General features: G+C 39.5%; 9 protein-coding genes, 1 tRNA gene and 1 other annotated feature. Of the genes, 5 read left to right on the top strand and 5 right to left on the bottom strand.

What is annotated here, in order from left to right:
- Positions 1-88 precede the first annotated feature (88 nt).
- The 3 genes from DX522_RS02770 to aspS all read right to left on the bottom strand — a co-directional run bounded on the left by DX522_RS02770 (position 89) and on the right by aspS (position 3,853).
- Positions 89-1,357, bottom strand: a complete 1,269-nt coding sequence (locus DX522_RS02770; protein WP_115179740.1) for an NRAMP family divalent metal transporter — start codon at positions 1,355-1,357, stop codon at positions 89-91.
- A 284-nt stretch (positions 1,358-1,641) separates the two neighbouring features.
- Positions 1,642-2,028: a hypothetical protein gene (locus tag DX522_RS02775; protein WP_115179741.1), complete on the bottom strand. Its 387-nt coding sequence runs from the start codon at positions 2,026-2,028 to the stop codon at positions 1,642-1,644.
- A gap of 58 nt (positions 2,029-2,086) precedes the next feature.
- The gene (gene aspS, locus DX522_RS02780; RefSeq protein ID WP_115179742.1) at positions 2,087-3,853 is read right to left on the bottom strand and encodes an aspartate--tRNA ligase; all 1,767 of its coding nucleotides are present in this window, start codon (positions 3,851-3,853) and stop codon (positions 2,087-2,089) included.
- 184 nt (positions 3,854-4,037) lie between these two features.
- Between aspS and cmoA the strand changes: the two genes are divergently transcribed.
- From cmoA to priC, 5 genes are all read left to right on the top strand, one after another.
- Positions 4,038-4,763, top strand: a complete 726-nt coding sequence (cmoA, locus tag DX522_RS02785) for a carboxy-S-adenosyl-L-methionine synthase CmoA (RefSeq protein ID WP_049381649.1) — start codon at positions 4,038-4,040, stop codon at positions 4,761-4,763.
- Positions 4,764-4,858: 95 nt separating this feature from the next.
- Positions 4,859-5,266 carry a lactoylglutathione lyase gene (gene gloA / locus DX522_RS02790; RefSeq protein WP_049356445.1) on the top strand — a complete coding sequence of 136 codons (408 nt, stop codon included), beginning with the start codon at positions 4,859-4,861 and terminating at the stop codon, positions 5,264-5,266.
- Between the two features lie 74 nt (positions 5,267-5,340).
- The gene (gene rnt, locus DX522_RS02795) at positions 5,341-6,030 is read left to right on the top strand and encodes a ribonuclease T (RefSeq protein ID WP_115179743.1); all 690 of its coding nucleotides are present in this window, start codon (positions 5,341-5,343) and stop codon (positions 6,028-6,030) included.
- Positions 6,031-6,147: 117 nt separating this feature from the next.
- Positions 6,148-6,275: a sequence feature (His leader region), on the top strand.
- 103 nt (positions 6,276-6,378) lie between these two features.
- Positions 6,379-7,731: a Na+/H+ antiporter family protein gene (locus DX522_RS02800; protein WP_115179744.1), complete on the top strand. Its 1,353-nt coding sequence runs from the start codon at positions 6,379-6,381 to the stop codon at positions 7,729-7,731.
- A 38-nt stretch (positions 7,732-7,769) separates the two neighbouring features.
- Positions 7,770-8,351, top strand: coding sequence for a primosomal replication protein PriC (gene priC / locus DX522_RS02805; RefSeq protein WP_115179745.1), 582 nt, complete (start codon positions 7,770-7,772; stop codon positions 8,349-8,351).
- A 68-nt stretch (positions 8,352-8,419) separates the two neighbouring features.
- On the opposite strand, the gene DX522_RS02810 is transcribed toward priC, so the two are convergent.
- Both DX522_RS02810 and rne read right to left on the bottom strand, forming a co-directional pair.
- Positions 8,420-8,509: transfer RNA gene (locus tag DX522_RS02810), tRNA-Ser, on the bottom strand.
- 154 nt (positions 8,510-8,663) lie between these two features.
- Positions 8,664-11,468 (bottom strand): ribonuclease E, encoded by a 2,805-nt coding sequence (gene rne / locus DX522_RS02815; protein ID WP_115179746.1) that lies wholly within the window; start codon positions 11,466-11,468, stop codon positions 8,664-8,666.
- Between the last annotated feature and the right edge of the window lie 377 nt (positions 11,469-11,845).

Here is an 11,845-nt window from a genome sequence, read left to right on the forward strand (position 1 = left end):
AATAGGCAGCATCATACCTTTTCTGCTAAAAACTTTCAAAAAAATTACCGCACTTTAAAACTAAAGTGCGGTAATTATCTTAATTATTTTAGTTTAACCAGCCAGCTTGTTGGGCGATAAATAACCCTGCAAAGGCAGTTAAGTAGAATAAACCAATAAGGGATAACCACAATAAGCCGCCTTTTACACTGTGTTTCGCGTGCTTAGTCAGAGACAAATTCAACCAAGCAAAAATTGGTGCAGAAACAAATGAAGCAATCATCGCGAATTTCAGCATTGGGCCTACTGCATTATTAAAGTAGAAAATAATCGCTAAACCAGATAACGCCGCAAAAATCATACCGATATTAAGAATTCTCACAGAGCTTTCTTGTTTACCGAATAAGATACGCAAAGATTCAACATTGGTACGAGAGTAACCATCAATGACTGTAATTGTTGTACCAAACATACACATGAACGCAATGACTGCAATTAATAAGCGAGACCATTCACCGATAGTACTTGCATACATATTGATAAGTTGTGCAATATATTTTCCGCCGACCATCTCTACGCTTTCAGGGGAACCATATTGCACCAATGCACCAAGTGCTAAGAATACGACAGCTAAAATGGCTGTACCAATGTAACCCACGTTAAAGTCAAATAAACCGTCTTGATAAGACACTTTGGTCAAGCGACGTTTTGCTACCACCCACATGGAATTAATGGCAGAAATCTCAATCGGCGCCGGCATCCACCCCATTAACGCCACCAAAAAGGCCAATTTACTTAATTCCCATGGAGAAGGTGCTACAAAATCAGGTGCGGCTACGCCATGGATGCCATTACGCATAAAAGCAATCACGACAGCACTCACGGTTGTTACCGTTAAAGCAATCATGATAATTTTCGATAAGCTATCTAATAAACGGTATTTACCCAACAATAAAATGCCGGTTGTCACAAGAATCACTAATGAACTTAATACAGGCATTGGAAGTGGAATTGGTGTAATAAACGTTAAAATTGCTGCCGTTAATAATCCCACTGCAGCAGTATTAATTACTGTGGCAAAAACGTTTAAAGCAAGGAATAACCAAAGGTAGAACTTCCCTTTTTGACGGTAACCTTCTAACAACGTATTACCAGTATCTAGGGTATATTGAACACCGAAACGGAAGAAAGGATATTTAAATAAGTTAGCAAGAATAACAATACTCACTAATTCCCAACCGTAGATCGCACCAGCTTGGGTAGATGCAATAATATGCGAACCACCAACAGCTGCTGATGCCATCACGATGCCAGGACCTAAGGCTGAGAATTTACTCGCCCATGTTGATTTTTCTACTGGAGTTGAAACTTCACTCATAAAATGTTCTCTTATAAATTGACCATAAATTAAAAAGGACCTATTTATAATAGAATTTTATCCTTGAGTAAAGTAAATAAAGTTCCATTTAAAGAAGAATAAAAGAGTAAAAATCTAATTATTTTGAAATTTTAGGATATAACTTCAAAACAAATAAAGCCACATCATATTCATACCAAAAAAGTGATGTATTTAAGTGAATAAAATTTTTTCAATAAAAAGAAAGTGCGGTCAAAATCAGTTGAATTTTTGACCGCACCATAAGAATAATGAGACTAATTATTTTAAACGTTTTCTATTTTTGAAGACTTGAAATATTCATTAATAATTGGACGATATAGGAAAAATCCCCAAATACATAATGTAATTAGACTTCTAATTGCATCTTTATCTGCATATCCGCCCTCGATAAAATCACTGACAACAGACAAACATCCTATAACTATATAAAGTGTTCTTCCCCATGATTTACCTTCAAGCATAACAATAGAAGATAAAAATATAAGAGAAGAAACTACAAATACAAAAATCAAATAGGGGATAGCTTCAGGAACTACATATCCTAAAGTACGCCACCCATCCCATAAAATATAGAAAACCGAACAAAATCCAATCACTGAAGCAAGGATATTAATCCAGGCAATTACTTTTAATGATGTAGGCTGTTTCATTTACTCTCCACAAAAGTGCGGTCAAAATTAAACGCACTTTATTATTTAAATTTCAACATTACTCAGCTTTTACAACCTGAATACTTAACTCAGCTAATGCCTGTGGATTCGCAAAACTTGGTGCCTCTGTCATTAAACAAGCTGCGGCTGTTGTTTTCGGGAATGCAATCACATCACGGATATTTTCAGTGCCAGTTAAAAGCATGGTTAAACGGTCTAAACCGAAAGCTAAACCTGCATGTGGCGGTGTACCGAATTTTAATGCATCTAACAAGAAGCCGAATTTTTCGCGTTGTTCTTGTTCATTGATACCAAGAATGCGGAAGACGGTTTGTTGCATTTTCGGATCGAAAATACGGACGGAACCACCACCTACTTCATAGCCATTAATAACCATATCGTAAGCATTTGCTACCGCATCGGTTGGATTCGCTTCTAATTGTTCTGGCGTAAAATCTTTTGGTGAAGTGAATGGGTGGTGCATTGCAGCAAGATTACCTTCATCATCACGTTCAAACATAGGGAAATCAATTACCCAAAGCGGTTGCCATTCGTCTAAACGAGTTAAGCCAAGATCACGACCTAATTTCAAACGCAATGCACCGATTGCATCAGTGGTGGTTTGCCATTTATCTGCACCGAAGAATAAGATATCGCCAGTTTGAGCTTTCACGCGTTCAGCTAACGCTTTCCATACCTCTTCATTTAAGAATTTCGCAATCGGGCTTTGTACGCCTTCAAGGCCAGCATTAATGTCATTTACTTTCGCCCAAGCCAAACCTTTTGCACCGTAAATACCAACAAATTGTGTGTATTCATCAATTTGTTTACGAGTGATTTCAGTACCATTTGGTACACGAATCACTGCCACACGGCCGTTTGGATTGTTTGCAGGCTCATTAAATACTTTAAATTCAACATCTTTAACGATATCTGCTATATCGACTAATTCAAGCGGGTTACGTAAATCTGGTTTATCTGAACCAAAACGCGTCATCGCTTCTTGCCAGGTCATTTGTGGGAATTTGCCTAAATCCACACCAATGATGTTTTGCCATAAACCGTGTACCATGCGCTCCATGATCTCACGTACTTCTGGCGCAGTTAAGAAAGAAGTTTCCACATCGATTTGAGTAAATTCCGGCTGACGATCTGCACGTAAGTCTTCATCACGGAAACATTTCACAATTTGATAATAACGATCAAAACCAGACATCATGAGAAGCTGTTTGAAAAGCTGTGGTGATTGCGGCAACGCATAGAATTTGCCTTTATGTACACGGCTTGGCACTAAATAGTCACGCGCACCTTCTGGCGTTGCTTTGGTAAGCATTGGGGTTTCAATATCAAGGAAACCATTGTCATCCATAAAACGACGTACAAAACTGGTAATTTTCGCACGAGTTTTCAAACGTTGTGCCATTTCTGGACGACGTAAATCTAAATAACGGTATTTTAAACGTTGTTCTTCGGTGTTGTTTTGGTTGAAGTCTAATGGTAAAACGTCAGAAGCGTTGTAGATGCGTAATTCTTTCGCTAACACTTCCACTTCACCCGTCACCATATTTTTATTAACTTGATTGTCAGGACGCGCGATCACTTCACCTTTAATTTGAATACAAAATTCATTACGTAAGCCTGAAGCTGCAGTTAACGCTTCTTGATATTTCGGGTCAAAACAAACTTGCACGACACCATCGCGATCACGCATATCGATAAAAATTAAACCGCCTAAATCGCGACGACGGTGAACCCAACCGCTTAATGTTACTTCTTGTCCAATATGGTTGCGGTTTAATGCACCGCAATAATGTGTACGCATCATTTTCGTATTCCTTTCATTTTTCTAAAAATGGATTATTAACGCGTTGATTATACGGAAAAAGACATGCCTTTTAAATTGAAAAGCGAAATTTATTTGATCCTTTAAAAACTTTCACTAAAATGATCGCAGTTTTTTGCATTTTATCTAAATAAATGCCCTCTCAAGACAACAACAGAATTCAATCATGATGAAAGATACGATTTTTGCCGCCCCGATCGAAAAACTGGGCGATTTTACTTTTGATGAAAGCGTGGCGGAAGTTTTCCCCGATATGATTCAACGCTCGATTCCGGGCTACTCCAACATTATCACGGCGATTGGTATGCTGGCTGAACGTTTTGTGACGGCTGACAGCCAAGTCTATGATTTAGGCTGTTCACGCGGTGCGGCAGCTCTTTCTATGCGACGCAATATAAAACAACCTAATGTGAAAATTATCGGTGTCGATAATTCTTTGCCAATGGTGGAACGCTGCCGTCAGCACGTTGCGGCTTATCATAGTGATGTGCCCGTAGAAATTCTTTGCGATGATATTCGTCAAATTGAAATTAAGAATGCGTCAATGGTGGTGCTCAACTTCACATTGCAATTTTTACCACCAGAAGATCGTGTAGCCTTGCTCACCAAAATCTACCAAGGTTTAAACCCAAATGGTGTATTGGTGCTCTCTGAAAAATTCCGTTTTGAAGATGAAAAAGTGAATGAGTTGCTTATTGATCTCCACCACCAATTCAAACGTGCTAACGGTTACAGTGAGCTTGAAGTGAGCCAAAAACGCACCGCACTTGAAAATGTCATGCGTACTGACTCGATTAACATCCACAAAGAGCGGTTAAAAAACATCGGATTTTCACACGTCGAATTATGGTTCCAATGCTTCAATTTTGGTTCAATGATTGCAGTGAAATAAACCTAATCCTAGGAAGCAAGTTATATCTTGCAATATAAGCGACCAATTTCTATGTTATAATCGCCCAACAACCTAATAGAAAAGAGGAAAACAAGATGCAAATTTTACACACAATGCTTCGAGTAGGTGATTTGGACCGCTCTATTAAATTTTATCAAGATGTTTTAGGCATGCGTTTATTGCGTACGAGTGAAAACCCTGAGTATAAATATACGCTTGCTTTTTTAGGTTATGAAGATGGCGAAAGTGCCGCAGAAATTGAATTAACATACAATTGGGGCGTAGATAAATATGAACAAGGTACAGCATATGGACATATTGCTATCGGTGTTGATGATATTTATGCTATTTGTGAAGCAGTTCGTGCAAGTGGTGGTAAAGTGACTCGCGAACCAGGCCCAGTTAAAGGTGGTACAACCGTTATTGCCTTCGTTGAAGATCCAGATGGCTATAAAATTGAATTTATCGAAAATAAAAGCTCAAAATCTGGTCTAGGCAATTAATTAAAAGTGCGGTTGATTTTTTCGCTCTTTTATAACGCAGGGTTACCTGCGTTATTTATTTAAAAGGATACAATATGTCCAACTCTCAAGAAATCCCTTATCACCACCAATTAAAAAATCGTTTTCGCGGCTACTTCCCTGTCATTATTGATGTGGAAACAGCAGGGTTTGATGCAAAAAAAGATGCACTTTTAGAGCTTGCAGCTATCACCTTAAAAATGGATGAGAATGGCAATTTACAACCTGATCAAAAATGCCATTTTCATATTGAACCATTTGAGGGGGCGAATATTAATCCTGAATCACTCAAATTCAATGGGATTGATATTCACAATCCATTGCGTGGTGCCGTATCTGAATTAGATGCCATCACGGGATTGTTCCAAATGGTGCGTCGTGAACAAAAAGATGCAGAATGTCAACGTTCTATCATCGTGGCACATAATGCGGCTTTTGACCAAAGCTTTGTCATGGCTGCGGCTGAACGCACGGGTGTAAAACGCAATCCATTCCACCCTTTTGGAATGTTTGATACCGCAACACTTGCCGGTTTTATGTTTGGGCAAACGGTGCTCGTCAAAGCATGCCAATCGGCAAAAATTCCTTTTGATGGGAAACAAGCACACTCTGCACTATATGATACTGAACGTACGGCGGAATTATTTTGCTATATGGTCAATCATTTAAAAGATCTCGGTGGATTCCCTCATATTGCTCAAACAGATGAAGCGGAAAAAACAGATGAAAATCAGACCGCACTTTAATTTTCAAAATTTTTTAGAAAAAAGGCTTGCAATCGTTTTCGCTTTACCGTATTTTAAAAAGTAATTCAATTTAGTTATCTAAATAAGAGAGTTTCAAATGAACTTTATCCTTCGTCACCATCATCGCCATTCAACTGAATAATCTTTCAGGCTGTTGGCGTGCTTGGAAGATTTCTTCCGAGCTGACAAGATAAAGATCAAAAAAATCTTACCCCTCGGAAGGCAACTTTCGAGGGGTTTTGTTTTATTATTAATTTACAGGAGTTTATTACTATGCGACATTTAACCTTAAATCAATTTTCTTTTATGCGACCTTTTTCTTTTAATTAATCAATAAGGAACAACAATATGCTATCGAATCCCGTTGTTATTTCAATTGTCGTGCTACTGGCGTTAAGCCTGCTGCGCGTAAACGTGGTTATCGCACTTGTGATTTCCGCTCTGACTGCAGGCTTATGTGGTGACTTAGGTTTAGGAAAAACCATTGAAGCCTTTACAGGCGGCTTAGGTGGTGGTGCTGAAGTGGCCATGAACTATGCGATGCTCGGTGCATTTGCCATTGCGATTTCAAAATCCGGCATCACTGATTTGCTTGCCTACAAAATTATTACCCGAATGAACAAAACACCAACCGGTAAAAATTTAGCCTGGTTTAAATATATGCTGCTTGGAATTTTGCTTTTATTCGCCATTTCATCCCAAAACTTACTCCCAGTACACATTGCGTTTATCCCGATTGTAGTGCCGCCTTTACTTTCTATTTTTAACCGTTTAAAAATCGATCGTCGTGCAGTGGCTTGTATTATTACCTTTGGTTTAACCGCAACTTATATGATCTTACCTGTCGGTTTCGGGAAAATCTTTATCGAAAGTGTTTTAGTAAAAAATATCAATCTTGCTGGTGCACCACTCGGTTTACAAACCAGTGTAGGTGAAGTTTCTTTTGCTATGCTTATCCCTGTTATTGGTATGATTCTTGGTTTACTCACTGCTGTATTTGTTACCTATCGCAAACCGCGCGAGTATGTGGTGACGACTGCAGAACCAACTACAGCTGAAATTGAACAACACATTGCGAATATTAAACCTATTCAAATTACCGCAAGTGCGGTCGCCATTGTCGCCACTTTTGCCACCCAGCTTTTCACAAGCTCTACAATTATTGGTGGTTTAGTCGGTTTAGTCATTTTCGGGGCATTCGGTATCTTCAAACTCAAAGAAAGTAACGACATTTTCCAACAAGGTTTACGCTTAATGGCAATGATTGGCTTTGTGATGATTGCTGCCTCTGGTTTTGCCAATGTGATTAATACCACAAGTGGCGTGAAAGAATTAGTTGATGCACTTTCAACTGGTGCGATTCAAAGTAAAGGCGTTGCGGCATTCTTAATGCTACTCGTTGGGTTATTGATTACCATGGGTATTGGTTCTTCTTTCTCAACTGTACCAATTATCACCTCAATTTATGTACCACTTTGTCTCTCTTTTGGTTTCTCACCACTTGCGACAGTAGCTATCGTAGGTGTAGCAGCGGCATTAGGAGATGCGGGTTCACCGGCTTCTGACTCAACACTTGGGCCGACATCTGGTTTGAATATAGATGGTAAACACGACCACATTTGGGATTCTGTTGTGCCAACCTTTATTCACTACAATATCCCATTATTAGCGTTTGGTTGGATTGCAGCCATGACCCTTTAATCGTTATAATCCCTGCATACATTATGCGGGGATTTTTTATGTCTATTCAATTATTACTCAATACGCTCGAACAAAAAGTACAGCAACTGACACAAGTCTATCAAGCTGACTCAGATAAAAAAATCAACGCGAAATTTAACCGCACTTTATTTACTGAAGATTTTGAAACCGTCGGTTTTTATCTCAAAGAAATCCAACAAAGCTTAACTAAGCTATGTAAAATTTCTCATCAAAATGAAGAACAAATTGTATTTATGGTAGAACATCTTTTAGGGCAATGTAGCGTCTTAACGGAAGCCATGAATCGTAAGTATAAAAGGCCCATTCAACCGAAAATAGTAGAGCCACAAGTTGCAAGTAATAAATCACAACATAGCATTCATCGCCTCCCTCCTAGAGAGCGTCTAGAAAAGTATTATGAAGCCTTGCAGCAACTCACGGAAAAATACGAAGAAGCTAAAGCACAAGCGAATACGGCTCAAACAGATATTCAACGAGATATGCATAAGCAAACTGCGGCAATTTATTTAACGCGCCGTCAAAAATGTTTAGAAGCGATTGAGACCTTAGAAGAATACCTTGCCTTTAAAGAGGCCCAAGAAAGTGCGGTCAAAAAATAAGATATTTTTTAATAGACTTAAAAGTAAAAATCCCTAAATCTTTCGATTTAGGGATTTTTTGAATTTGATGGCGGAGGAAGTGAGATTCGAACTCACGGAGGGCGTAAACCCTCGCCGGTTTTCAAGACCGGTGCCTTCAACCACTCGACCATTCCTCCGTGATTTAAGCGAGGTGAATAATACGTTTTTTCCCCCACTCCGTCAAGCAAGAAAATAAAAAAATTATCTGACTGACTACTTTTAAATCACTATGTTTTAAAAATACACAAAATAAAAACGGAACCTACTGGTTCCGTCTTTATGGTTAAGATATTACTCTGATTTTGCTTGTGTAGGTTCAGAGTAAATGTGACTAATTGCACTATGATGGCCTGCGGCGCCTTTACCGTTAAAGTAATAGCGAGACTCCGTCCATTCTACAATTGGGAATGGTTTAGACTCTTCATCTGGTGCTTTAGCTAATGTCATCGCTGCTTTAGTGTGTTGTACCGCTGAAATAGTACCTGCACGACCCGTGAACACATAAGAACGAACAAATTCTGCTTTTTCTTGTGGTTCAACTTCAGCTGTTTCGACTTGAGCAACAGATTCTGATTTATGATGCAAGCGTTCTAATGACTCTTGCACTTTCTGTTGAACCGCTTCATTTGCCGGTTGAGTAATGAAATCTAACGCAGGTTGTGCTTCAACTGATTTTTCTTCCACGACAATACCAGTTGCCGGGGTGATCACACCTTTTTTCGTTTTCTCTTGCTCAAGCAACTCATCCACTGATAAGAAATTATTTTCTTTCGGTGTATTCACTGCAGAATAATCGATACATACTTTACCGCTTGCTAATTCTGGTGAAGCAACTGCCGCAAATAATGGCATTGGTGACTTCACTTCATTACGGCGACGGCGTTGATTATTTGATGCACGTAAATGACGAGGTGTACGGCGCTGACGTTCTTGACGTGGTTTATCTTCTGTATTATCAACAGTGTTATTTTCAACCACTTCATTTTTAATCACGGGAACTTCAACGTCCTCAATAACATTCTCGTTGATGTTATTTGTATTATCCTCAATACGAACACGTTTACGTAAATCACGACGTTGACGACGCTCTGCTACTGGTTTCTCTGCTTTTTCTTCTTGACGATTATCATCAGAAACATTAGCAAAATTAACCGCACTTTCAGATGTCACTTCTTCATTCGCGTTACGACGATTGCGACGATTATTTACACGCTCGCGAGTTGGACGTACATTTTCTTCATCTGTATTTTTCGCATTATCGTTGTTTTCGTTGTTGCGAGAACGACGATTATTACGACGATCTTGATTGCGGCGATTATTACAGTTGTTGTTACGATTGTTACGGTTATTTTGATTTTTCTCTTCTTCTTTTGGTTCAGAAGCAAATAAACCTTTAATTGCGGCAACAATTTTCGCAAACAATGATGGTTCTTCCGATTTACGCTCAACCGGTGCAGGTGCAGCTGTTGGAATCGATAAAGATACTGCTGCACTTTCCATCACTTGCTCAGATGTCACTGCTGCAGTTTCGATATTGCGAGAAACAAGAGACTCTTCTGGTACAAATGTATCGTCTTGTGCATCATGGAATTTCGCTAAGTTATAGCTTAATTCATTTAGCTCTTCGCCCTCACGAACACGGAACACGCTGAAATGTGGCGTTTCCATTGCTTCATTTGGCACCACGATAATCTCTACATCATGGCGTTTTTCGATGCTGCTTACGGCTTTACGTTTCTCGTTAAGTAAGTAAGACGCGATTTGTACTGGCACGATAGTGTGTACTTGTTTCGTATTTTCTTTTAACGCTTCTTCTTCGATTAAACGTAAGATAGAAAGTGATAAACTTTCGTTATCACGCACTTTACCCGTACCTTGGCAGCGTGGGCAAACATGGTGAGAAGATTCACCTAATGACGGACTTAAACGCTGACGCGACATTTCCAACAAACCGAAGCGAGAAATACGGCTGATTTGAATACGTGCACGGTCTTGACGCACGGCATCACGAATACGATTTTCTACTTCACGTTGGTGACGAACCGGTGTCATATCGATGAAATCGATAACCACTAAACCACCTAAGTCACGTAAACGTAATTGACGAGCAATTTCATCTGCGGCTTCAAGGTTGGTATTTAATGCGGTTTCTTCAATATCACCACCACGAGTTGAACGCGCCGAGTTGATATCGATCGCTGTTAATGCTTCTGTCACATCGATCACAATCGAACCACCAGAAGGTAAACGCACTTCACGTTGGAAGGCGGATTCAATTTGTGACTCAATTTGATAGTGACTAAATAACGGCACTTCGCCTTGATACAGTTTCACACGATTGATGAAATCTGGACGTACAAGTTTGATGTGCGCTTTCGCTTTTTCAAATACTTTCGGGCTATCAATTAAGATCTCACCAATATCACGACGCAAGTAATCACGGATCGCACGAACGATCACATCACTTTCTTGGTGAATTAAGAACGGCGCCGGACGACTTTGTGAAGCTTGTTTGATCGCTTCCCAATGATGTAAAAGTACTTTTAAGTCCCATTGTAATTCTTCTGGTGATTTACCTACACCCGCTGTACGCACAATAAGACCAACGCCTTCTGGTACATCTAAAGAACTCAATGCTTCTTTTAATTCGATACGTTCATCACCTTCAATACGGCGAGAGATGCCACCTGCACGCGGATTGTTTGGCATAATCACCAAATAACTACCGGCAAGGGAAACAAAAGTGGTTAAGGCTGCGCCTTTATTGCCGCGTTCTTCTTTATTCACCTGAACGATCACTTCTTGGCCTTCGGTCAAAATATCACGGATATTTGGACGACCTTGGAACACATAATCAGCAGGGAAATACTCGCGGGCAATTTCTTTTAAAGGAAGGAAGCCATGGCGCTCTGCACCATAATCCACAAAGGCAGCTTCTAAACTCGGCTCTACGCGAGTGATTTTACCTTTGTAGATATTGGCTTTTTTCTGTTCATGACCCGGACTTTCAATATCTAAGTCGAATAAACGCTGGCCATCGACCAACGCAACGCGCAACTCTTCTTTTTGAGTCGCATTGATTAACATTCTTTTCATTGTCAATTTCTCGTTTGAATTATCTAAAATACCTTGAAAATTAACCGCACTTTACAGATTTACTGACCTTAGCCATCGACCTCGTGTTTCTCGCGAACAGTCAATCTCACGACTGTATGTTGCTGGGCGCATTGATAGCATACTCAATTGTTATCTAAGACAATTTTCGTAAAACAATGCGGTGTGTTAATTACGCATTGCAAGGAAGCATCAACCTTCAAGAAAAACATGTTGATTATCAATGTCTTATGCCGTTTGCCGCATTGAGTTTTGACCAACATACAAAATCGCTTTCTAAATGCCAAATTTTAGGCGCAGAAAGACGCTCTATTATCCACATTCGGGGCTAAATTAGCAAGGCATTCTTGCTATTATCA

Source organism: Haemophilus parainfluenzae (assembly GCF_900450995.1).
In the GTDB taxonomy this organism is placed as follows: domain Bacteria; phylum Pseudomonadota; class Gammaproteobacteria; order Enterobacterales; family Pasteurellaceae; genus Haemophilus_D; species Haemophilus_D parainfluenzae_O.

Coding starts and splice junctions, on each gene's coding strand:
- DX522_RS02770 (WP_115179740.1), bottom strand. CDS start 1,357: ATGAGTGAAGTTTCAACTCCAGTAGAAAAATCAACATGGGCGAGTAAA.
- DX522_RS02775 (WP_115179741.1), bottom strand. CDS start 2,028: ATGAAACAGCCTACATCATTAAAAGTAATTGCCTGGATTAATATCCTT.
- aspS (WP_115179742.1), bottom strand. CDS start 3,853: ATGATGCGTACACATTATTGCGGTGCATTAAACCGCAACCATATTGGA.
- cmoA (WP_049381649.1), top strand. CDS start 4,038: ATGATGAAAGATACGATTTTTGCCGCCCCGATCGAAAAACTGGGCGAT.
- gloA (WP_049356445.1), top strand. CDS start 4,859: ATGCAAATTTTACACACAATGCTTCGAGTAGGTGATTTGGACCGCTCT.
- rnt (WP_115179743.1), top strand. CDS start 5,341: ATGTCCAACTCTCAAGAAATCCCTTATCACCACCAATTAAAAAATCGT.
- DX522_RS02800 (WP_115179744.1), top strand. CDS start 6,379: ATGCTATCGAATCCCGTTGTTATTTCAATTGTCGTGCTACTGGCGTTA.
- priC (WP_115179745.1), top strand. CDS start 7,770: ATGTCTATTCAATTATTACTCAATACGCTCGAACAAAAAGTACAGCAA.
- rne (WP_115179746.1), bottom strand. CDS start 11,468: ATGAAAAGAATGTTAATCAATGCGACTCAAAAAGAAGAGTTGCGCGTT.